The sequence below is a fragment of the Enterobacter sp. kpr-6 genome (assembly GCF_900116015.1).
Classification (GTDB): Bacteria; Pseudomonadota; Gammaproteobacteria; order Enterobacterales; family Enterobacteriaceae; genus Enterobacter_D.
In genome coordinates this window covers 14,966-33,706 of the sequence record NZ_FOYH01000002.1, presented here as the reverse complement: position 1 = coordinate 33,706, position 18,741 = coordinate 14,966, and the positions used below count along the sequence as shown (strand labels likewise).

Sequence of the window (18,741 nt, the reverse complement as noted above, 5' to 3'; positions counted from 1 at the left end):
CGCAGTGTTCCTATTAACTACATGAGGCAGTCAAATGAACAAAGATGAAGTGCTTTCCTACTTTGGCGGCGTGAGTAATTTAGCCAAGGTGCTTGGTATATCACACGCATCAGTTTCCGGATGGGGAAGTGTTATTCCCAAAGGCAGGGCATTTGAAATTCAGACCATCACGAAAAGCGCATTGAAGGTTGATCCCTCTCTCTACGCAAAGCCTAACGAAACGGCAGCTTGAACGTAACCACAGAAACAAGAGGTTAACCGTGGACCATAAACACTGGCAGGTAGAAAAGCAGCCCGCGTGGCTGGTGGCAGCTATCAAAAAGACTATTTCCAGTTTGCCGGGTGGCTACACCGAGGCAGCTGAATGGCTGGGCGTTACTGAAGACGCGCTATTTAACCGCCTGCGCACTGGGGGCGATCAGATTTTCCCGATGGGATGGGCAATGGTTCTCCAGCAAGCCAGCGGCACAAAGCATATTGCCGACGCGGTGTCGCGCCAGTCTAACAGCGTTAACGTTCCGCTGGTGGATATCGAAGACGTGGATAACGCCGACATCAATCAGCGCCTGATGGAAACCTTTGAATGGATCAGCGAGCACTCGCGCTTCGTCCGGCAGGCTACAGCCGACGGTGTTATTGACCAGGCAGAACGGGCTCAAATCGAGGAGAACAGCTATCAGGTGATGGCTAAGTGGCAGGAGCATTTAACGCTGCTTTATCGCGTTTTTTGTGCGCCAGAAAAGAGTAACGCCCGCGAGTGTGCAGCTCCGGGCGTCGTGGCGTGTCGTAACAGTGGAGAAACTAACGCATGAACAGTTTAACGGTAAATAACCGCTTACCGCAACTGCGGATGATCCCGGTGCCGGGCTTACCGCTGTTTCGGTATGAACGCAGAGTATCAAACCGCTGGGTGCCGTGTAACCACAGCCGCGCGGCTGGCGTCGTGGGTGTCTACTACCGGAGGGCAAAAGCCTTATGCGCGAACTTAACCGCTGGTTCAAAGACCACCACGGCATCCGGGTGCAGGTTATCCGCTGGGAGCCTGAAACCCGCCGCGTTATCTATCTGCGTAAAGGGTATGAGTTCGGCGAATGCTTCAGCCCACTCGATCAGTTCCAGCGCAAGTTTACAGAGTTAAAGGACGACCATGAGCACTAAATTAACCGGCTACGTCTGGGACGCCTGCGCCGCATCTGGCATGAAGCTCTCAAGCGTGGCGATCATGGCTCGCCTGGCCGACTTCAGCAATGACGAAGGCATCAGCTGGCCGTCTATCGGTACCATTGCGCGGCAGATTGGCGCGGGCGAAAGCACCGTGCGTACAGCGCTGGCCCAGCTTGAAAAGGGCGGCTGGCTCGCGCGTAAGCAGCGCCGTCAGGGTAACCGCAACGCGTCGAACGTTTATCAGCTTAATGTGGCAAAACTTCAGGCTGTGGCATTCTCTCACCTGTCAGATTCTGACCCGTCAAAATCTGACGCATCAAAATCTGACCCCTCAAAATCTGAGGCATCAGAAAACAGCACCGGCGGCGGTTTTGACCCGTCAGAATCTGGCGGGGATCCGTCAGTAAATTCAACTACAGATCCACAAGTAAAATCAAAACCCCTTTGTCCGGTTGCGGGGCAACCCGACCGTGAAGTTTTAATCACTGATCAGGCTAAACAGGTTTTAACCCACCTGAACCAGAAAACCAGCTCACGGTACCAGGTCTGCAAATCCTCCATGGAGAATATCCGCGCCCGACTGGGTGAGGGCTTTACCCGTGAAGAGCTGATACTGGTCGTGGACTACAGCACGGCGAAGTGGGCGGAAGACCTGAAGATGGCCGAGTACCTCCGCCCGTCAACCCTGTTCCAGCCGTCAAAGTTCCCTGCGTACCTCCAGTCGGCGACGAAGTGGGATATCGCCGGGCGTCCGGTACGGGAAAACGGGAGGTGGGTGACCTGTGCGGTGGCGCGCGCCAGCTACAGCGATGTTGATTACAGCCAGATTCCAGAGGGGTTCCGGGGATGAACAACATTTCACAGGTACTGGAGTACATTACCAATAACCCTGGCGTGCTGCCCTCAGAGGTCGCTGCGGCACTGCCCGGCATCAACAAAAGCACCGTATTCGGCGCAGTCGATAACCTGTGGCAGGCCGGGAAAATTCAGCGGATCGGGAGCGCTGACGGTTTCCGCTATCTTGCCGATCAGCAGGATGTGAGCAGTAACAGCGTGCTGGCAGCACTCGAAAAGCGCGCCGTTGAGCTGGAGAAAAAGGGCCAGTGGCGTCGGGCTGCAACAGTCTGGCTCCAGGCATATGACACAGCGAGCGTAAATGCAGACCGCGAGCGGTACCGTAAACGCTGGTCACGCTGTTTATCGGGAATGACACGGGGTATGCCGGATAGCGGACAGATTGCCGGTCACTATGTGGGGAACAAATAATGCAAAACCAATATTGCCTGGCACTGGCAGAACTGCGCAGCCGCCCGGCCCACGAGCTTAAAGAAGTGGGTGATCAGTGGCGCACGCCGGAAAACATTTTTTGGGGCATTAATGCGATGTTCGGCCCGCTCGTTCTGGATCTGTTTAGCGATGGCGAGAACAGCAAATGCGAAGCGTATTACACAGCTGAAGTCAATGCGCTTACGCAGGACTGGTCCCTGAAGCTGGCCGGACTTAACGGCGCGGCGTTCGGCAACCCTCCATACAGCCGCGCATCACAGCACGACGGCGAATACATCACTGGTATGCGTTACATCATGCAGCACGCCAGCGCCATGCGTGATAAGGGCGGTCGTTACGTGTTTCTGATTAAGGCTGCCACCAGCGAAGTGTGGTGGCCGGAAGATGCGGATCACATCTCGTTTATCCGTGGTCGCCTTGGTTTTGATCTGCCCTCCTGGTTTATTCCAAAAGATGAAAAACAGGTGCCGACCGGCGCGTTCTTTGCGGGTGCAGTGGCTGTGTTCGATAAAACATGGCGCGGCCCGGCGATGAGCTATATCAACCGCGCCGATCTGGAGGCGCGTGGTAATGCTTTTATCGCGCAGATCCGTCGTGAAGCGCTGCGCCTGTTACCCCAGATGCCGCAACAAAATATTCCGGAAGTTATTCCTGATGCCGCTGATGAGGCTGTTGGAAGTGCAGTTGAGCAGCAACAGGCCAGAGAAGTACCGCTGCCGGAACCGGGAAGCAACTGTGAAGATGATTTGCCGCTGCTACAGGAACATATTCTTTCGCAGAGCGGGATCAGGGCATGGGCCTGTGTTCGCGCTGCGTTCGGCGACAAGGTGGAATACACCTTCAAAGAATCGAAGTTTGCCCATGTCTGGGCTTCGGACAATGTATCAGCTCCGACGGTTGTGACGGTAAGCGCTGGCGATATTGCTGTGGCTGAAGTTCTGATAATGGAGAAAGAACTGCACATGGCGGTAAGCGAATGGCTGGATAAGGAGTTCGAGGCGACTGATCCTGCCAGGTACCATATGCAGGAACGCCTGAATACTGCTGGCATGGAGGCGATGAACGAGTATGCCATGGCGATCCCGGTATTCCTGAGTGTCATTCAAAGCATGGAACCCACCGCGCGCGGCAACATTCGAAGCATTCGCGCCACCCTGAAGGATTACATGAGCAAAGCCTCATCACAGGAGGATGCAGCGTGAAGAATTTAACAGTTCGCCAGCGCGAAGTGTTCGATCTGCTGGTGGATTTCCAGAAAACACGCGGCTACCCGCCATCACAAAAAGAAGTTGCCGTTCTGATGGGGGCCAGTTCGCCGAACGCGGCCACTGACATGCTGCGGGCGCTTCAGCGCAAGGGAATGATCACCCTCGCGCCAGGCGTAAGCCGCGGTATCACGATCACTACGCCGACAGCAGAGGATGAAGCGATTTCATTACTGCGCGCGCTGGTGAACGGTGAGGATCACGCCAGAGCCCGCGCAATTGACTTTCTCGACTCCCGCAAGGTGACGCTATGAAACTGGTAATGCCGTTCCCGCCCACCGTCAATACCTACTGGCGCGCCCCCAACCGGGGGCCGCTGGCCGGTCGCCATCTCATCAGCGCTAAGGGTCGCACATACCAGAGCGACGCGTGCGCGGCGATCATTGAGCAGTTGCGCTGTCTGCCGAAGCCCAGCAGTGCCCCGGCAGCCGTGGAAATTATCCTGTTCCCGCCGGATGCCCGCCGCCGTGACCTCGACAACTACATCAAAGCGCTCTTTGACTCGCTGACGCACGCCGGGGTGTGGGAAGACGACAGCCAGGTGAAACGGATGCAGGTTGAATGGGGGCCGATCACCCCAGGTGGAAGGGCAGAAATAACGATCAGAAAATTTGAAGCCATGGCGAGTGCAGTCGCCAGATAAGTGGAGAAGAGCATGCAACAGTTAACGAAAGTAACCGGTGCGCTGACGATGTCCAGCCGTGAAATTGCCGATCTGGTGGATTCACGACACAGTAATGTGTGCGTCACGATTGAACGACTGATGAGTGGCGGGGTGATCGGGGGGTATGCCGCATTGCAGTACACCCATCCTCAGAACGGCCAGACGTACAGTTATTACGAGGTGAGCAAGCGCGACAGCTACATCATCGTTGCGCAGCTCTGCCCCGAATTTACCGCCCGGCTGGTGGACCGCTGGCAGGCGCTGGAGCAGGGGCAACAACTGGCCGTGCCGCAGTCGCTGCCGGAGGCGCTTCGTCTTGCCGCTGATCTGGCGGAGGATAAACAGAAACTGACGGCGGAACTGGCCGCCGCCGCGCCAAAAGTTGAGTTTGTTGATCGCTACTGTACCGCAAGCGGCTCGATGTCGTTCCGGCAGGTGGCAAAACTGCTCCAAGCCAAAGAGCCTGAGTTCCGTCTGTTCCTGATCGACAACGACATCATGTACCGCCTGGGCGGATCGCTGACGCCGCGCCACCGGCATATTGCCCTTGGACGTTTTGAAGTAAAGACCGGCACATCAGCGACCTCCAACCATGCATTCAGTCAGTCGCGCTTCACGGCGAAAGGCGTTAAGTGGATTGGCGGCCTGTGGGCGGAGCATCTGGCGAAAGGGAATGCGGCATGAGAGCGCTACTTACCCCTGTAGTTGTCAGGGAACTTGGCGTGGTCATGTTCAGGCCCGGCCCGGATCTGCTGGCGCACTTCAGCTGCGGGCGCATGTTACTTGAGAACGAGCCGCCGCGCCTTGCCGCACTTCCGACGGGTGAAATCCCGCCCGCTACCCAGCCGCTGGCGGAAGATCCCCGGTTGGTCCCGGTTTTCGAAAACAAGAGGGTGATTGCCCGTGCCGGTGGCCTGTCTTCGCTTGAGAACTGGTTAATGCGCGGTACCGGCTGCCAGTATTCGGTCGGTACCTGGCACGATGAAAACACTACCGCGCTTTACCACGAGCCCGGTGTGATCCGCGTCTGCTGGCACTGCGACAACCAGCTGCGCGAACAATATACCGAGCGCCTGGCGGGAATGGCGCGGGCAAATGTCACTGAGTGGATCATCGAGTTTGTCCGTATGGCGCTGGGCTTTGACAGCACGCACCAGCTGACGCTTCCCGAACTGTGCTGGTGGCTGGCGCGTAATGACCTGATTGACGTGATCCCGGAAGATGTCGCGCATAGCGTGCTGCGCCTGCCAGTGGAAAAGATAAAAAGCGTCTATCGCGAAAGCGAGCTGGTACCCACGCGGTCGGCTTCCAGCATTATGGAGGAAAAAGCAAAGCAGGTTCTGGCGCTGCGCATCGACCCGGAGTCGCCGGAGTCCTTCATGCTGCGCCCGAAGCGTAAGCGCTGGGAGAACGAGAAGTACACCCGCTGGGTGAAACAGCAGACGTGCGCGTGTTGCGCCAATCCTGCGGACGACCCACACCATCTGATCGGGTACGGCCAGGGCGGAACGGGTACCAAAGCGCATGACCTGTTTGTGATACCGCTGTGCAGAGCGCATCACGACGAGTTGCACGCTGACATGAAGGCGTTTGAGAAAAAATATGGCACGCAGCCAGAGCTGCTGCTGAAGACATTAGACCGCGCGCTGGCGATCGGCGTACTTGCATAATTTAGTGGAGAGAATTGATGCGTGATATTCAACGAGTTCTTGAGCTGTGGGGTGGTTGGGCGGCAGCGGATCACTCAGGTGTGGATTACTCACCCATTGCCGCCGGGTTCAAAGGGCTTTTACCTCAAACAAAAAAATCGCGACAAGCCTGCACTGACGATGATGCGCTAATTATTGAAAGCTGCCTTGGACATCTTAAAAAGAGGAAGCCAAATGAGCATTCTTTACTGGTTGCACATTACCTGTATGGCATATCAAAACGTGCTATTGCACGAGTTAGGAAAAAGGATGAGAAACTGATACGCATAGAGATTCAAATGGCGGAAGGATTTATCGACGGTTGTTTAGCCATGCTGGAAATAACGCTCGATATGGATAGCTAGTCTGCGTTTCCGGTAAAGTGAAATAAAGATACAGCCATATGCCTAACGAAATATGGCTGGTTTGATGCAGGGTGGTTTGTTGTACTTGAAAATCTTAAAGGATTTTGATTGTCAGGTGTAATTACTGCATCATTTACTTGCTCAAGTAAATGTGATTGCCAGGCAGAAAATTTCTCTTGAGATTTTTTTTGCTTTACGTAAATGATAATACCACCAAAATTATCTCTATATGTGCCTGTGCCGTACCGCTCATTCAATTGCGTCCATCCACCGTAAATGTATGCGGGTCCGTCCCAAAGCTTAGCTTCACCTATCCATTCGAATCTGCCAAGCTGATGTTTGACTAGAAGATCAATGTGACCCCCATGTTGGGTGTCATGCTCAGCATCATAATTTCTGCCCTTCAAAAAAGCAGTTATGACTCCTGTTAGTTCGTCTTCTCCCCAATGACCCTGTTGGTACATATGTTTTTGTGTTTCGAGCAAATGAATCGCATCGTCAATATCAATATAAAGCTGTTCAACGAATTGTTCGTTATTAGCAGCAAATTTTCTTTTGAGGAGCCCTTTAAGATCAGGGTCATATTTACTTAAGACTTGCAAGTCAGCCAGAGAAAACGACGAATCATCCATGAATTTGCTCCAATTGTTCAGAAGGAGTAAAGTATGGGAAAAGAAAATGATCGTAATTCTCTACTAATTCGCCACTTTCAGGGTGATAGAACTCCCCAGTGTGAAGAGCATGAGATAGCTCATCGTCATCAATAGGCACGGGCTCGCTATCATCAGACTCGATGAATTGAAAGTGCATATTTAGCAAATGCAGACGGTTACTTGAAAGATAATCAGTAACCTTGACCAGAAGTATTTTTTCATCGTAGTCAGCGAATGAGTGCTTAGCACCATTTACCAGAGTGACATAAGTGATGTGTTTCAGCGGCCTTGCATTTTCGCTGGTCAAAAAATCGACTACTTCACGACATAACTCCACAACAGGACCTGAAAGGTCTTGTTCAATTTTGGAGTATATGTCGTGTTTAGTTAGCATATGATTTTCTACTCATGCGCTTGGTTAGCAGCTCTTCTTTCTCGAATTTTTTCTAGTGAAAAGAGCATCTTATCGATAACAAAAGAAAGCTGCTCAATCGTAGTACACCTATCAACGATAGCATCATAAAGATGACTGTTAGGTTTATCAATCATAGCCCTTTTTCCGGGCAAGATTAATTCTACAGACAGCGGGTTTGACGGGGTGTTGGCTAAATCCCAAATTTTGCCGAGCTTATATTTGGTTAGAATGGGGCTTGCTGTTTCTCCACCATGATGGTAGCTATCATTCCTTAAGCAGTTTTGACCAGGTTTAAGCTTCAGGGCGCTGACATTCCCGTCAGACGTAAGGAATGCTACCTGAGACACCCGACCATCCAACTGCTCATACATTTCCTGAACCAATGAAAAAAGATCTAAGGGGACAGGAAGGTTGACCCCAGTAACAGATCTTACAAATTGTTCAACAATGAATTGCTGGCGCTCTGATTCAGCGCGTGGTAATACGGATAGGTCTATAGTTAAAGCTAGCACTCCCTGTGAAGGCATAACCATAATCGTATTAAAACACTGAGTTACTTCACGAGTTTTGCACTTTATTTCACCGCCATTCGCTCTCAGCTCAAGTCCCGCATCGCTAAGATGAGCGGAATCAAGTTCAATAACTTCAGTGTAATATGCTTTAGCTGTTACGATAGTCGTTTCGATTTGACGTTCGTTTACAATTGATGAAACAGTTTCAGCATAGTGAAGGTCAGTATCGGCCGAAAGCAATTGCTCTTTTGATAACGGCAAAGGATAGGTATGAAAAAAAATGCTCTGGTCCTGCACTTGCGTTGCTAAAGATGACTGAATCTGAAGTAATGATTGTTCTTCTAATTTGTATAACTTGACGAGTCTAGTGCCACTAAGCATTAAATTATGCCATACGGCATTAATCATCCCTCCAATGTCCCTGCTTTCGTCATGCTCACTTAGCTCAGTTAGTCTTTCAATGAATGGGTTAAGCCCGATGGCAGTGACACCCAACTCACTGCCCAACAATTTTTTTACCTTTGTCCAACCTATACGTTTTGTGATGTCTTTCAAGGTGGTTCTTGATTGTTCTTGCATGAGTAAGTTTCTTTTCCTGTATGCCTGAAGAATTTGGAGCCCTTATCAATATAAAATACGCGTCATTTCAAAATATTTCATTAGTGCGGTCCGTAAAAAGTGATGTAACGTGATAAGAGTGGTCACTTAGACACAACGCTTACTACTTTAAACCTCGCCTCGGCGGGGTTTTTCTTTTTAGGTGCGCAACTATGAAGTAGTAAAGCAGCAAGACTACCCATTGATGCCTGATTGAGTTCATGCATCGTGACGACGGCGTTAATCCGGTCGGGTTCCCACGGCGACGTAGTGAGGGAAAGGAAGTAATAGACATCACTGAGTTTGTGGTGGCATCCCATTAGCGCATCAGTCAGCCTACACTACGAACCGGGGAACCGGAGCAACCATTGCTTAAGGCAACAAAATGACGCTTTTTTTGATGGCCTTCCCAGATCTGAAAAGTCGCTTTTAAGTGGTATTGCATACCGGACTGGCAGGGCTATGCTCAAAGTGCATTCTTTGACAGTCCATATTCCAATAATGGCATGGTGAATCCCCCTGTGCGGAGGGGCAATACTGGCTACTGACGTTGGTTATATATGCATGCGGGGCGCTGAAGCCAGCCAGCGTCTCACCGGGAGGCACCCGGCACCAGAAACACTCTACCTGATTTGAGACCTGTTTATCCAAGCAGGTCTTTTTTTTAACCGCCATTAGTTCAACGGGGTCGCCAAATGGCGGCCTTTTTTATTGCCCTCGGATATGAGGGCGCATTATTGCCTTAATCAGGAGCTTAATATGTTAGAAGCTGGAACCTTTGTAAGTGAAGATGGCAAGCACACCCTAGTCATCACTTCTGTAAACTTCCAGGAAGGTACCTTTACCGGAACCTTTACTGCCACTGAAACCCCGCTGGGAGCATTTACCTACCCGGAGAGTGCATTCACCGGGTCCTGGCTGTATACCGCTGAACGGGCCACCATCAACTACGGTATCGCGTGTTCCTATCGTAATGACCAGCAGGGCTATACCTATGTTCTGCGTGATTACTGGGTAGGTACATCTGGTGACACCCCATCGCAAATCACGCTGAGCGGCAGCCGTTCGTATACGACTAAGGCTGGCGGGCAGCAATTATTCTCGTTTGAGAATCTTACCTTTACCCGCCAGTAAAGCCCGTCCTGTCAGGAGCAAAGCCGCTATTTAATGGCGGCTTTTTTATTTTGTTATTCCTCAGGCTCACAACACACAGCACCCCGACTAATCGGAGGTGAGAGATATGTCCCATATGAGCAAACTCGTAACCGGTGTCGCGCTCGGCACTTCCGGCGGCACAATCCTGAACGGTGTTCTGACAAAACTAAGTCCCGATGAGTGGAGTGCCGTCGGCGTGCTGGCTGGTATCGCGGGCATCATTATTACCGGGCTCATTAACTGGTACTTCAAACGCAAGGTCGCCAACGCGCAGGTAAAGGCGCTGGAGAAATACGGCCCGGCGGTAAAAGTGGGAGATGAATGATATGCCGATGACCATAAGCCTTCGTAAAAAACTCATTGCCGCCGCTGGTGGTGGTGCAATGCTGATCGCCTCCCTGTTTCTCGGCGGTCAGGATGGCGTCGAGGGGCGAAAGTACGAAGCCTACAAAGACGTGGCCGGAGTGTGGACAGTCTGCGATGGTCATACAGGCCGCGATATCGTGAAAGGTAAGACCTATACCGATCGCGAGTGCGATCAGTTGCTTTGGAAAGACCTCCAGCCAGCCAAGCGCACGGTTGATAGCCTGGTCAAAGTCCCGCTGAACGAATACCAGCGCGCCGCGCTCTACAGCTTCGTGTTTAATGTCGGCTCTGATGCGTTCTCTAAATCCACGCTGCTGCGCAAGCTGAACAAAGGCGATCACGACGGAGCATGCGAAGAAATGCGCCGCTGGGTTTACGCTGGCGGGATGAAGTGGAAGGGCCTTCAGAACCGGCGCGAAATGGAGCGCAGTTTGTGCCTGGCGGAGAGTAAGAATGAAATTTGACTGGAAGCCGGTTCTGCTGCTGGTCGTGATGGCCGCCCTAGGCGCAATGGCATTCTGGTACCACGGGAAAGCTGCTGATGAACAGCATCGCGCCGATACCGCAGAGCACAACCTCAATCTTGCGAACGACACTATCAACGACATGCAGACGCGCCAGCGTGATGTCGCTGCGCTGGATGCCAAATATACGAAGGAATTATCCGATGCAAAAGCTGAAAATGATGCTCTGCAGCGCAAGCTTGATAATGGTGGTCGGGTGCTCGTCAAAGGCCGATGTCCAGTGCCAGGCTCAACCGAAGCCGCCAGCACCTCCGGCGTGGGCCATGATGCCACCGTCGAACTCTCTGACGTTGCTGGACGAAACGTTCTCGGTATCCGATCCGCAATCAAGCAAGACCAGTCAGCCCTGAGAGCACTTCAGGAGTACATCAACATGCAGTGCCTAAGATAAGCAAAAGTGAAAAATATTTTCGTTGTTCATGCCTATTTATAGCTATTTATTTCAACCTATAGCTATTCATTGCATGAGTATATCTATATGAATTTAAATGATTTAATCAGGCCTCGCATCTGCGGGGCTTTTTTATTTTGTGGTGACAACCCGCACGAAGAACTGCCGACCGAATCGGTAGAGCATGACCACAAACACACCGAACCCTAACCTGTGAAATGAGCCTTTGGAGACGTCAGTTTAGTGCTGGCGAGCCTTCGGTGGGCTGGCGTTTCATTTCGGCAAAGGTTCATTTCACAAGCGAGGCAAACGCTATGACATACCCAACAGTTGCAGTGAACGGCGTATCTGTTCGAGTCGATGACGAAGGGCGATATAATCTCAACGACCTGCATGCAGCAGCAGTCTCCAATGGAGAGGCCACCGAATCACAGCGCCCAAGTAACTTCATAAAAAGCGCACAGATAAGACGCTTTGCCGATGAATTGACCGAAGCTACAAAAATAGCTTCGACCCGGGTGGTTAAGGGTGGTACGGAATCAGGCGTTTGGGGGCTGGAGTTGCTCGCGATTAGATATGCGGCCTGGCTGAGTCCGAAATTTGAAATCCGGGTATACAACACCTTCCGGGAAGCGGTACTCAGCGGCATCACCAATATGTCTCGCCTCAATCGGCTTGACCTGCTGATCGCCAATGAGACCAAAGAGGTCAGCGCCTGTGCCCGGGCAATGAATAAATGGGGTGTAGGCGGCCGCAAGAAACTGCTCAACTGCGCTCGTGAGCGGATCGTCAGCCAGATGGATCCTGACATGGTCACACTGATGGAAGCGAAGGCCGGGTGACCGGCTCATAATTGAGCTCGTCGCCAAGAGAGCTACTTTCACAACGGCTTTCCATTCCAAAGCTCATCTCAGGGTGGGCTTGATAATGGCTATAGTGACCCAGCGCTTGGACTCATGTAAAGTCACTCCCAAAACAAAGGGGGTAAAATGGATACTGATCTAATATCATTCGAGACATTGCTCGCCACACGAGACTCTGCATACTGGGTCATGTGGGGGGCAATAGCTACCGGTGTAGCCGCTTTCGGATCAGTTATGACACTCATCGTTGCAGGGGCAGCTCTCAATACGTGGAAACAACAAGAAAAGACTAAGATTAGAAGTGAACTCAAGAGGTCTTTACTTGCTTTGGATTACGCCGTTCATATGATGCCTGACACGTGGAATTCATTAACCGCACAGAGAGTAAATATCGCACTCACGCAAAAAGCCTTCCGTTTCGATGGTGATGAAGATGCGATAGTTGCCATGATTGAACTCAAAAAATGCTGGCATGAAGCACTTTCAGCGTGGGTTATGTGTGAAGGACAGCTAAAAAATACAAATCTAACAAAGTTGTGGAATGAATTATCGGAAAGTTATTTAGAATTCCTTGAAGGTAAGGCTACTAAGTTGAAAATTTTGGAGAAATTAGCAGAAATGCATTCTGTAAAATTTATCTTCGATTGAAGCACTACCGTTAACAGAATAACCGCCTACGGGCGGTTTTTTATTGCCATTACAAAGCTTCTCAACCGGGGCGCTTGATAATGCCGTAGTGCTGTAAAAGCGCCAGCGTGATTGCCAGACAAACAGTTGAAACGATCTGGTTAATTGATGGTGCGATGGCAATTGCAAAAGAAAAATATAATTCTGTAAACATGTTACCTCCTATAGAAACGAGGCAGGCGAATTCCTGCTTCTATAGTGGTCTCTAATTATACAGCCAGCGTATTAAATTTCGCTGGACATCAGACCACCCTTTAGTGAGGGTTTATTATTTTATCAATGACATGCGGATAAAGAGGTTCTTAATGTCCGACACTTACCAAATCACACTAACCACTCAAACCGGCGAAACCTTCAGAGGCAAGATGACTCGTAGCCAGCCTGAGTTGGTTAACGGCTTTGTGCCGCTGGCGACCGAGACTGGTCAGTGGCTGTACTTTGCTCCTGCCGATGTGAAGCGCGTGGAGTTTACTCCTGCGACAAGTAGTGATGAAGTAAAGGGCGATTGATCGCCCTATATATCAACCGCGAGCCTCTCGACCTACTTCATCTTCAGGGACGCGATAACGCCAATACTTGTCAGGCTTAACCCAAACGACGCTTGGCCCACTATCGACTCTAAACTTGTTTATGAGCTTCGTAGATAGGGCTTGGTTTCCATCAGCATTTTCTTTTAGGTGATGCTCGTTATCTTCCCTAACGAGGTAATCGACAACATCTTGCTGATAAAGGCAGCTATCTTTTTTTAGGTTATTCAACATCCATATTGAAACATCTTCAACAGACAACTTAGCTGAGTTTGGGTTTAAGACTTTGGGGTGTAAATCTCCAAAGACTCTTCCGCAAAAAGACCACTCTCAAGCTTTTTACCAGCAAACCACTGGCACCGATAACTATTCTTAAACCCAATAGGGGCTTCGTTAGTCACAAAAGCGTGCACGGTCATAACAGGTCCGCCTGATTTAAGTACAACCTTCTCTCCAGACTTAAATTTTTCTGACATATCGTTACCTTATGAGTATTAAATATGGCACTCACCGACAAACAAGAAATGTTCTGTCGCGAGTACCTCATCGATTTAAACGCCACGCTAGCGGCTATTCGGGCGGGGTAAAGCAAAAAGACAGCTAACCGTACCGCGTCAGAAAACCTCTTAAAACTTGACATCCAGTACAGAATTGCTGAACTGAAATCTTATCGCAATGATCTGGTAGGCATAAATGGGACATACGTCCTAAACCGGCTCGTTGAGATTGAGCAGATGGATATGATGGACATCCTCAAAAGCACTAGTGAGCTTAAGCCAGTAGAAGAATGGCCCCCGGTATGGCGCACAACGCGGTTAGCCACGCTATTAAGCGTCGCGAAGCTGGTCCTTCAACTCTAATGATCATTAGATGATTGCTACAATCGGGACCATTCTTGTTTGGTCTCTTATCGCTATTGCGGGAGCTGCTGGGCTGCTGTTCGCATTCATCGGCTTTATGTTCTTTATCTACTGGCCGAAGTGATGACGACTGCTAAGGCATTACAGCAGGTATTCACTGAGTGCCTGAGATAATACTTTTATATACAATCACCTCAAACATAGTGAGGTGAGCATGAATCCTGAATATATTTCTTACGAAACACTCACAGCAACTCGCGAATCTGCTGAGTGGGCTTTCTGGGCCATGATTGCAGCTTGGGTAAGTGCAGGGGCAACGATTTTCACTCTTTTTTTCGCTTGTCGGGCGCTTTCAACATGGAGAGAACAAGAAAAAACAAAAGTTAAGTTAGATTTCAGAGCTTCTCTTAAGCACTTTAAATCAGCTTTACTCTCTATGCCCTCCAGCCTCGATCCTGTTGAATTAGAAGTAGAGCGTGAGCAGATCATAGCAAAATGGCTATTCAAAGATGTGGACTTCATAACCCAGCAGATTGAGTCAGGAGAGCAAAACGTCCAGCGGTTTGATGATCTACTAGCTGCATTTGAAAACTGTATTTCAGCATGGTTAGCAACTGAGCACCTGTTTGATGGAACCGATATGGCTAGAGTTTGGTTGATTATTGAGGATGATTTCGAAAAGTATATTAATGGCGAGGGGAGCAAGTCGCCCTTACTACAATCCCTTAATAAACTAACCGCAACCAGATTCGTATTTGAATCAAAATAAAAGTTTAAGTCAGTACAATTAAGATTAGTTCTTTCAAAACCGAATAATTACATAAAGCCACCAACATCCGCTGGTGGCTTTTTTATTGGAGTGAATATGGCTTCCAGTTCACCCTGGCATAACCTCTACAACACCAAGTGCTGGTACCGCCTGCGCTATCATCAGCTTCAGAAGCAGCCACTGTGCGAGTTTCATCTCAAGCGTAATCAGGTGGTGTCAGCCTCCATCGTTGACCACGTCACACCGCATAAGGGTGATGAAACACTCTTTCACGACCCGGAAAACCTTCAGTCACTTTGCAAACGCTGTCACGACTCAGTGAAGCAGCGCATGGAGAAGGGCGGAACGGTGACAGAGTTCGACAGTGAAGGCCGGGTTATCTGGTAAAAGGAGCATGCAATGCAGGATCTCAAGATTGAATACCGTGAAGGCAAGCTGGTTGAACTGAGCATCGATGGCGTCAGCTACAGCTCAGTCACAGCGGTCAGCCTTCACCATGAACTGGGTGAGACGCTACCAGTGATCACTCTTACTGTCCCTCTCAGCATCGGAGAGCGACTGGTGCCAGCCAGTCCTGACCAGCAAAACCTGCGCATCATCGAGAAGTGAGAGCAGTTCTCACTTGTCAGCCTGGAAGGGTGGGGGGAGGGGTAAAACTCTGACGGCAAAATCTTAAAGACCGCGCCCTCAGTCTTTTTTTTAAAAACGTCCAGAAAAAAAGGAAAAAGTGATGGCACAGCGAGGCAGAAAGTCTCTGGCTGCGACGTCTGCCGTCTCGCTGCCGGCACTGGCTGAAAGCAGATTACAGCCGTCGCTGCACCTGAGCGATCCGGAGATCACTGTCTGGATCCGTCTGGTTAATGACAACCCGGCCAGCTCGTTCACCGAAACACACCGCGACATGATGGAGATGTACTGCCGCCACGTCGTGCAGGCCCGGCTCATTACCACGCAGCTTGAAGCGTTCGAGCTGGAATGGCTGTCCCGCGAGGATGGCCTGAAGCGGTACGACCGGCTGCTGACCATGCGGGAGCGGGAAGTCCGTTCCGCATCTTCACTGGCAACCCGTCTGCGGATCACGCGCCAGGCAACTTCCGATCCCAAAACCGTGGGGCGGGCGCATAACAATCTGCCGCGAGAGAAGAAGCCCTGGGAAATTGATTAAGGCTGGTGCCGATGGCTAAGAAGACCCTCACACGGGCTGAGAGAAATATCCGGTGGTGTGAACAGAACATCCTGATCCCTGAAGGCAAATTTGTCGGGCAGCGGCTGAAAATGGCCGACTTCATGAAGGATGACTTCAGGGCGATTTTTGATAACGTGCACGGCACCCGCCGCGCGATCATCAGCAGGGGGCGCAAGAACGCCAAGACGGTGGAAACCGCCATGCTGATGCTGCTTTACCTGGTCGGGCCGGAAGCGGCACCGAACTCCCAGCTTTACTCTGCCGCGCGCTCACGCGATCAGGCTGCAATCCTCTTTAATCTCGCGTCAAAAATGTGCCGGATGAACCCGGGACTGATGCAGTACGTCGCGATCAAGGATTCGGCCAAAGAGATCCACTGCCCTGAGCTGGGTTCGTATTACCGCGCGCTGAGCGCCGAGGCCACAACAGCTTACGGTTTCTCGCCGCGTTTTGTGGCGCACGATGAGTTAGGGCAGGTGCGCGGGCCGCGCGATCCGCTTTATGAAGCGCTCGAAACGGCGACCGCTGCACAGGATAACCCGATTTCCGTGATCATCAGCACCCAGGCACCCGACGCCAGCGACCTGCTCAGCCTGCTGATTGATGACGGGCTGACCGGCGCTGACCCGCGCACAGTGGTCAGGCTCCAGACCGCGCCGGAAGATATCGACCCGTTTTCCGTGGAGGCTATCAGAGCCGCGAATCCGGCCTTTGATGTTTTCATGAACCAGAAAGAAGTGCTGGATATGGCCGCCAGCGCTAAACGCCTTCCTTCCCGGCAGGCTGAGTTTGAAAACCTTGTCCTCAACCGGAGGGTGGAGGCGAAAAGCCCCTTTGTCAGCCAGACCGTATGGCATATGAACAAGGAGGAACCGGACGATTTAACCGGTAAAACCGTCTGGGGTGGTCTCGACCTTTCCAGCGTGTCGGACCTGACCGCGCTGGTGCTCAATACCATGCAGGGTGATGTGCACTGCAAGTTCTGGCTGCCCGAAGAGGGGCTGGCAGATAAAGCGCGTAACGATCGCGTGCCCTATGACATCTGGGCGAAGCAGGGATTTCTTAACACGACGCCAGGCAAGGCCATTGAATACGCCTTCATCGCCCGCGAGCTGCGTCACGTTTTTGACATCTGCAATGTCAGGGCGCTGGCGTTTGACCGTTACAACATGCGCTTTCTTCGTCCGCACCTGATTGATGCCGGTTTTACTGAAGCCGAGCTTGAGCGGTTTGTGGAGTTCGGCCAGGGGTTTGTGTCCATGTCACCTGCGCTGCGTGAGCTTGAAGCAAAGCTGCTCGGCGCGCAGCTGAAGCACGGCAACCATCCCATCCTCGAAATGTGCGCCAAGAATGCCACGGTCATCACCGACCCCGCAGGAAACCGCAAGTTTGTGAAGGGCAAATCGAGCGGGCGTATCGATGGCATGGTCGCACTGGCAATGTCCATCGGCGCGCAGACCAGCGACGAGGTTGAAGATCAGGGCGACGTTAACGATTTTATTTACAACTTTTTGAGCGTGTAAAAATGGCAGATACCGATTACAGCATTGACCTGCGAACGCGATCGCCATTCTGGGCGCGCATGGCCTCCATTCTGACCGGTGGCCGGCTGGTCACGCCAGATAAAGGCTCTCAGATGGCAGGCACCTCTGCGCACGGCGTTGTCGGTGAATCCGTCGTTACTGATGAGCGCAACATGCAAATCAGCACGGTGTGGGCCTGTATCCGTCTGATCTCCACCGTCACTGCATCGTTACCCCTTGATGTCTACGAGACCAAAGATGATAAGCGCAGCAAAGCGCCGGGCACGCATCCTCTCGCAAAGTTGCTGCGATTCCGGCCTAACAATTTCATGACCGCACTGGAGTTCCGCGAGGCCATGACCATGCAGCTTTGCGCTTACGGCAATGCCTACGCACACGTGGAGCGAAACAGCGTCGGCGACGTTATCAGCATGGTTCCGCTGATGAGCGCCAATATGGAGGTGAGGCTCAGTGAGAACGGTAAGGCCGTTATCTACCGCTACCGTCGTGATACGGAATACGCCGACTTTACGCAGAAAGAAATCTTCCATCTCAAGGGTTTTGGCTTCAACGGACTGACCGGCCTCTCACCGCTGGCGTTCAGTGCGAAGTCTGCTGGGGTAGCTATCGCCATGGAGGACAACCAGCGCGAGTTCTTCGCGAACGGTGCGAAGTCTCCGCAGATCCTGATGACTGACGGCAAGGTGCTGACCAAAGAGCAGCGCGGCCAGCTGGAAGAAAACTTCAAAGAGATTGCTGGCGGCCCGGTTAAAAAGCGCCTGTGGATCCTGGAGAGTGGCTTTACGACGCAGTCAATCGGCGTTTCACCTCAGGATTCCGAGATTCTGGCTGCGCGTAAATTTCAGGTTGCTGAGCTTGCCCGTTTCTACGGCGTGCCGCCGCACCTTGTCGGTGATGTGGATAAAACGACATCCTGGGGTACTGGCATCGAGCAGCAAAACCTCGGCTTCCTCCAGTACACCCTCAAACCTTACCTTGACCGGTGGGAATACAGCATTGAACGCTGGCTGGTTAAAGAATCAGAGCAGGGCAGTATTCACGCTGAACATAATCTCGATGGGCTGTTGCGCGGCGATTCCACGAGCCGGGCATCGTTTATGCAGATCATGGTTAACACCGGGATCCGTACTGTTAATGAAGTGCGACGGCTCGACAACCTGCCGCCCCTGCCCGGTGGCGATGTGGCAACACGCCAGTCGCAGAACATCCCGATTACCGATCTCGGAACCAACACTAAGCCCCTCACTGAAGGGGCTTAA

At 51.6% G+C, this 18,741-nt stretch carries 30 protein-coding genes and 1 pseudogene; 25 read left to right on the top strand and 6 right to left on the bottom strand.

Annotated features, from left to right (window positions below):
* Positions 1 to 34 precede the first annotated feature (34 nt).
* The 11 genes from BM373_RS04865 (at position 35) to BM373_RS04815 (ending at position 6,433) form a co-directional block, all read left to right on the top strand.
* Positions 35 to 232: a Cro/CI family transcriptional regulator gene (locus tag BM373_RS04865; protein WP_090460099.1), complete on the top strand. Its 198-nt coding sequence runs from the start codon at positions 35 to 37 to the stop codon at positions 230 to 232.
* Positions 233 to 260: 28 nt separating this feature from the next.
* Positions 261 to 812, top strand: coding sequence for a YmfL family putative regulatory protein (locus BM373_RS04860; RefSeq protein ID WP_090460096.1), 552 nt, complete (start codon positions 261 to 263; stop codon positions 810 to 812).
* A 163-nt stretch (positions 813 to 975) separates the two neighbouring features.
* Positions 976 to 1,158, top strand: a complete 183-nt coding sequence (locus tag BM373_RS04855; RefSeq protein WP_090460094.1) for a DUF4222 domain-containing protein — start codon at positions 976 to 978, stop codon at positions 1,156 to 1,158.
* On the top strand, positions 1,148 to 2,014 hold the full coding sequence (locus BM373_RS04850) for a conserved phage C-terminal domain-containing protein (protein WP_090460093.1): 867 nt from the start codon (positions 1,148 to 1,150) through the stop codon (positions 2,012 to 2,014). The genes BM373_RS04855 and BM373_RS04850 overlap by 11 nt, the downstream gene beginning before the upstream one ends.
* The gene (locus BM373_RS04845) at positions 2,011 to 2,430 is read left to right on the top strand and encodes a PerC family transcriptional regulator (protein ID WP_090460091.1); all 420 of its coding nucleotides are present in this window, start codon (positions 2,011 to 2,013) and stop codon (positions 2,428 to 2,430) included. The genes BM373_RS04850 and BM373_RS04845 overlap by 4 nt, the downstream gene beginning before the upstream one ends.
* Complete coding sequence (locus BM373_RS04840) at positions 2,430 to 3,653, top strand: phage N-6-adenine-methyltransferase (protein ID WP_090460089.1); 1,224 nt, start codon at positions 2,430 to 2,432, stop codon at positions 3,651 to 3,653. The genes BM373_RS04845 and BM373_RS04840 overlap by 1 nt, the downstream gene beginning before the upstream one ends.
* Positions 3,650 to 3,970, top strand: coding sequence for a LexA family protein (locus tag BM373_RS04835; protein ID WP_090460087.1), 321 nt, complete (start codon positions 3,650 to 3,652; stop codon positions 3,968 to 3,970). Before BM373_RS04840 ends, BM373_RS04835 begins: the two co-directional genes overlap by 4 nt.
* Complete coding sequence (locus BM373_RS04830; protein ID WP_090460085.1) at positions 3,967 to 4,359, top strand: RusA family crossover junction endodeoxyribonuclease; 393 nt, start codon at positions 3,967 to 3,969, stop codon at positions 4,357 to 4,359. The genes BM373_RS04835 and BM373_RS04830 overlap by 4 nt, the downstream gene beginning before the upstream one ends.
* A gap of 12 nt (positions 4,360 to 4,371) precedes the next feature.
* Positions 4,372 to 5,064, top strand: a complete 693-nt coding sequence (locus BM373_RS04825; protein WP_256214567.1) for a phage antirepressor KilAC domain-containing protein — start codon at positions 4,372 to 4,374, stop codon at positions 5,062 to 5,064.
* On the top strand, positions 5,061 to 6,050 hold the full coding sequence (locus BM373_RS04820) for a DUF968 domain-containing protein (protein WP_090460084.1): 990 nt from the start codon (positions 5,061 to 5,063) through the stop codon (positions 6,048 to 6,050). Before BM373_RS04825 ends, BM373_RS04820 begins: the two co-directional genes overlap by 4 nt.
* Positions 6,051 to 6,064: 14 nt before the next feature.
* The gene (locus BM373_RS04815) at positions 6,065 to 6,433 is read left to right on the top strand and encodes an antiterminator Q family protein (RefSeq protein WP_090460082.1); all 369 of its coding nucleotides are present in this window, start codon (positions 6,065 to 6,067) and stop codon (positions 6,431 to 6,433) included.
* Here BM373_RS04815 and BM373_RS04810 read toward each other — a convergent pair.
* The 3 genes from BM373_RS04810 to BM373_RS04800 are packed head-to-tail and all read right to left on the bottom strand — an operon-like array spanning position 6,430 to position 8,592.
* A complete protein-coding gene (locus BM373_RS04810) occupies positions 6,430 to 7,065 on the bottom strand; it encodes a hypothetical protein (RefSeq protein ID WP_090460080.1) in 636 nt (211 codons plus the stop codon). The two genes, BM373_RS04815 and BM373_RS04810, sit on opposite strands and share 4 nt — an antisense overlap.
* Entirely contained in the window at positions 7,058 to 7,480 is a 423-nt protein-coding gene (locus tag BM373_RS04805; RefSeq protein WP_090460078.1) for a hypothetical protein, read from the bottom strand. Before BM373_RS04805 ends, BM373_RS04810 begins: the two co-directional genes overlap by 8 nt.
* A gap of 8 nt (positions 7,481 to 7,488) precedes the next feature.
* Complete coding sequence (locus BM373_RS04800) at positions 7,489 to 8,592, bottom strand: hypothetical protein (RefSeq protein ID WP_090460076.1); 1,104 nt, start codon at positions 8,590 to 8,592, stop codon at positions 7,489 to 7,491.
* 777 nt (positions 8,593 to 9,369) lie between these two features.
* Between BM373_RS04800 and BM373_RS04795 the strand changes: the two genes are divergently transcribed.
* The 6 genes from BM373_RS04795 to BM373_RS04770 all read left to right on the top strand — a co-directional run bounded on the left by BM373_RS04795 (position 9,370) and on the right by BM373_RS04770 (position 12,557).
* Positions 9,370 to 9,744: a hypothetical protein gene (locus BM373_RS04795; RefSeq protein WP_090460074.1), complete on the top strand. Its 375-nt coding sequence runs from the start codon at positions 9,370 to 9,372 to the stop codon at positions 9,742 to 9,744.
* 115 nt (positions 9,745 to 9,859) lie between these two features.
* Complete coding sequence (locus tag BM373_RS04790) at positions 9,860 to 10,090, top strand: class II holin family protein (RefSeq protein ID WP_256214566.1); 231 nt, start codon at positions 9,860 to 9,862, stop codon at positions 10,088 to 10,090.
* 7 nt (positions 10,091 to 10,097) lie between these two features.
* Positions 10,098 to 10,595 (top strand): lysozyme, encoded by a 498-nt coding sequence (locus BM373_RS04785; RefSeq protein WP_177220119.1) that lies wholly within the window; start codon positions 10,098 to 10,100, stop codon positions 10,593 to 10,595.
* Positions 10,585 to 11,046 carry a lysis protein gene (locus BM373_RS21925; RefSeq protein ID WP_090460070.1) on the top strand — a complete coding sequence of 154 codons (462 nt, stop codon included), beginning with the start codon at positions 10,585 to 10,587 and terminating at the stop codon, positions 11,044 to 11,046. Before BM373_RS04785 ends, BM373_RS21925 begins: the two co-directional genes overlap by 11 nt.
* Before the next feature lie 314 nt (positions 11,047 to 11,360).
* The gene (locus tag BM373_RS04775; RefSeq protein ID WP_090460068.1) at positions 11,361 to 11,888 is read left to right on the top strand and encodes a KilA-N domain-containing protein; all 528 of its coding nucleotides are present in this window, start codon (positions 11,361 to 11,363) and stop codon (positions 11,886 to 11,888) included.
* A 147-nt stretch (positions 11,889 to 12,035) separates the two neighbouring features.
* Positions 12,036 to 12,557 (top strand): hypothetical protein, encoded by a 522-nt coding sequence (locus BM373_RS04770; RefSeq protein WP_090460066.1) that lies wholly within the window; start codon positions 12,036 to 12,038, stop codon positions 12,555 to 12,557.
* Between the two features lie 61 nt (positions 12,558 to 12,618).
* Here BM373_RS04770 and BM373_RS21800 read toward each other — a convergent pair whose 3' ends face one another.
* Positions 12,619 to 12,750, bottom strand: a complete 132-nt coding sequence (locus BM373_RS21800) for a hypothetical protein (protein WP_256214565.1) — start codon at positions 12,748 to 12,750, stop codon at positions 12,619 to 12,621.
* 151 nt (positions 12,751 to 12,901) lie between these two features.
* Between BM373_RS21800 and BM373_RS04765 the strand changes: the two genes are divergently transcribed.
* Positions 12,902 to 13,105: a hypothetical protein gene (locus BM373_RS04765; protein ID WP_090460064.1), complete on the top strand. Its 204-nt coding sequence runs from the start codon at positions 12,902 to 12,904 to the stop codon at positions 13,103 to 13,105.
* 12 nt (positions 13,106 to 13,117) lie between these two features.
* Here BM373_RS04765 and BM373_RS21795 read toward each other — a convergent pair whose 3' ends face one another.
* On the bottom strand, positions 13,118 to 13,384 hold the full coding sequence (locus BM373_RS21795; protein WP_371261089.1) for a DUF6953 family protein: 267 nt from the start codon (positions 13,382 to 13,384) through the stop codon (positions 13,118 to 13,120).
* 17 nt (positions 13,385 to 13,401) lie between these two features.
* A complete protein-coding gene (locus tag BM373_RS04755) occupies positions 13,402 to 13,599 on the bottom strand; it encodes a YodC family protein (RefSeq protein ID WP_090460058.1) in 198 nt (65 codons plus the stop codon).
* A gap of 24 nt (positions 13,600 to 13,623) precedes the next feature.
* On the opposite strand from BM373_RS04755, the pseudogene BM373_RS04750 reads away from it, so the two are divergent.
* From BM373_RS04750 to BM373_RS04720, 7 genes and pseudogenes are all read left to right on the top strand, one after another.
* A pseudogene (locus BM373_RS04750) lies at positions 13,624 to 13,935 on the top strand (terminase small subunit); the annotation flags it as partial.
* 262 nt (positions 13,936 to 14,197) lie between these two features.
* The gene (locus tag BM373_RS21790) at positions 14,198 to 14,752 is read left to right on the top strand and encodes a hypothetical protein (protein ID WP_090460057.1); all 555 of its coding nucleotides are present in this window, start codon (positions 14,198 to 14,200) and stop codon (positions 14,750 to 14,752) included.
* Positions 14,753 to 14,848: 96 nt separating this feature from the next.
* A complete protein-coding gene (locus BM373_RS04740; RefSeq protein WP_090460055.1) occupies positions 14,849 to 15,139 on the top strand; it encodes an HNH endonuclease in 291 nt (96 codons plus the stop codon).
* A gap of 12 nt (positions 15,140 to 15,151) precedes the next feature.
* A complete protein-coding gene (locus tag BM373_RS04735) occupies positions 15,152 to 15,361 on the top strand; it encodes a serine acetyltransferase (protein WP_090460053.1) in 210 nt (69 codons plus the stop codon).
* Positions 15,362 to 15,482: 121 nt separating this feature from the next.
* Entirely contained in the window at positions 15,483 to 15,917 is a 435-nt protein-coding gene (locus tag BM373_RS04730; protein ID WP_090460051.1) for a hypothetical protein, read from the top strand.
* An 11-nt stretch (positions 15,918 to 15,928) separates the two neighbouring features.
* The gene (locus tag BM373_RS04725) at positions 15,929 to 17,461 is read left to right on the top strand and encodes a terminase large subunit (RefSeq protein WP_090460049.1); all 1,533 of its coding nucleotides are present in this window, start codon (positions 15,929 to 15,931) and stop codon (positions 17,459 to 17,461) included.
* Between the two features lie 2 nt (positions 17,462 to 17,463).
* Positions 17,464 to 18,741 carry a phage portal protein gene (locus tag BM373_RS04720; RefSeq protein WP_090460048.1) on the top strand — a complete coding sequence of 426 codons (1,278 nt, stop codon included), beginning with the start codon at positions 17,464 to 17,466 and terminating at the stop codon, positions 18,739 to 18,741.

Excerpts from the sequence above, each read along its gene's own strand:
- BM373_RS04865 (WP_090460099.1), top strand. The coding sequence starts at position 35 with ATGAACAAAGATGAAGTGCTTTCCTACTTTGGCGGCGTGAGTAATTTA.
- BM373_RS04855 (WP_090460094.1), top strand. The coding sequence starts at position 976 with ATGCGCGAACTTAACCGCTGGTTCAAAGACCACCACGGCATCCGGGTG.
- BM373_RS04850 (WP_090460093.1), top strand. The coding sequence starts at position 1,148 with ATGAGCACTAAATTAACCGGCTACGTCTGGGACGCCTGCGCCGCATCT.
- BM373_RS04845 (WP_090460091.1), top strand. The coding sequence starts at position 2,011 with ATGAACAACATTTCACAGGTACTGGAGTACATTACCAATAACCCTGGC.
- BM373_RS04840 (WP_090460089.1), top strand. The coding sequence starts at position 2,430 with ATGCAAAACCAATATTGCCTGGCACTGGCAGAACTGCGCAGCCGCCCG.
- BM373_RS04830 (WP_090460085.1), top strand. The coding sequence starts at position 3,967 with ATGAAACTGGTAATGCCGTTCCCGCCCACCGTCAATACCTACTGGCGC.
- BM373_RS04825 (WP_256214567.1), top strand. The coding sequence starts at position 4,372 with ATGCAACAGTTAACGAAAGTAACCGGTGCGCTGACGATGTCCAGCCGT.
- BM373_RS04820 (WP_090460084.1), top strand. The coding sequence starts at position 5,061 with ATGAGAGCGCTACTTACCCCTGTAGTTGTCAGGGAACTTGGCGTGGTC.
- BM373_RS04810 (WP_090460080.1), bottom strand. The coding sequence starts at position 7,065 with ATGGATGATTCGTCGTTTTCTCTGGCTGACTTGCAAGTCTTAAGTAAA.
- BM373_RS04805 (WP_090460078.1), bottom strand. The coding sequence starts at position 7,480 with ATGCTAACTAAACACGACATATACTCCAAAATTGAACAAGACCTTTCA.
- BM373_RS04800 (WP_090460076.1), bottom strand. The coding sequence starts at position 8,592 with ATGCAAGAACAATCAAGAACCACCTTGAAAGACATCACAAAACGTATA.
- BM373_RS04795 (WP_090460074.1), top strand. The coding sequence starts at position 9,370 with ATGTTAGAAGCTGGAACCTTTGTAAGTGAAGATGGCAAGCACACCCTA.
- BM373_RS04790 (WP_256214566.1), top strand. The coding sequence starts at position 9,860 with ATGAGCAAACTCGTAACCGGTGTCGCGCTCGGCACTTCCGGCGGCACA.
- BM373_RS04785 (WP_177220119.1), top strand. The coding sequence starts at position 10,098 with ATGACCATAAGCCTTCGTAAAAAACTCATTGCCGCCGCTGGTGGTGGT.
- BM373_RS21925 (WP_090460070.1), top strand. The coding sequence starts at position 10,585 with ATGAAATTTGACTGGAAGCCGGTTCTGCTGCTGGTCGTGATGGCCGCC.
- BM373_RS04775 (WP_090460068.1), top strand. The coding sequence starts at position 11,361 with ATGACATACCCAACAGTTGCAGTGAACGGCGTATCTGTTCGAGTCGAT.
- BM373_RS04770 (WP_090460066.1), top strand. The coding sequence starts at position 12,036 with ATGGATACTGATCTAATATCATTCGAGACATTGCTCGCCACACGAGAC.
- BM373_RS21800 (WP_256214565.1), bottom strand. The coding sequence starts at position 12,750 with ATGTTTACAGAATTATATTTTTCTTTTGCAATTGCCATCGCACCATCA.
- BM373_RS04765 (WP_090460064.1), top strand. The coding sequence starts at position 12,902 with ATGTCCGACACTTACCAAATCACACTAACCACTCAAACCGGCGAAACC.
- BM373_RS04755 (WP_090460058.1), bottom strand. The coding sequence starts at position 13,599 with ATGTCAGAAAAATTTAAGTCTGGAGAGAAGGTTGTACTTAAATCAGGC.
- BM373_RS21790 (WP_090460057.1), top strand. The coding sequence starts at position 14,198 with ATGAATCCTGAATATATTTCTTACGAAACACTCACAGCAACTCGCGAA.
- BM373_RS04740 (WP_090460055.1), top strand. The coding sequence starts at position 14,849 with ATGGCTTCCAGTTCACCCTGGCATAACCTCTACAACACCAAGTGCTGG.
- BM373_RS04735 (WP_090460053.1), top strand. The coding sequence starts at position 15,152 with ATGCAGGATCTCAAGATTGAATACCGTGAAGGCAAGCTGGTTGAACTG.
- BM373_RS04730 (WP_090460051.1), top strand. The coding sequence starts at position 15,483 with ATGGCACAGCGAGGCAGAAAGTCTCTGGCTGCGACGTCTGCCGTCTCG.
- BM373_RS04725 (WP_090460049.1), top strand. The coding sequence starts at position 15,929 with ATGGCTAAGAAGACCCTCACACGGGCTGAGAGAAATATCCGGTGGTGT.
- BM373_RS04720 (WP_090460048.1), top strand. The coding sequence starts at position 17,464 with ATGGCAGATACCGATTACAGCATTGACCTGCGAACGCGATCGCCATTC.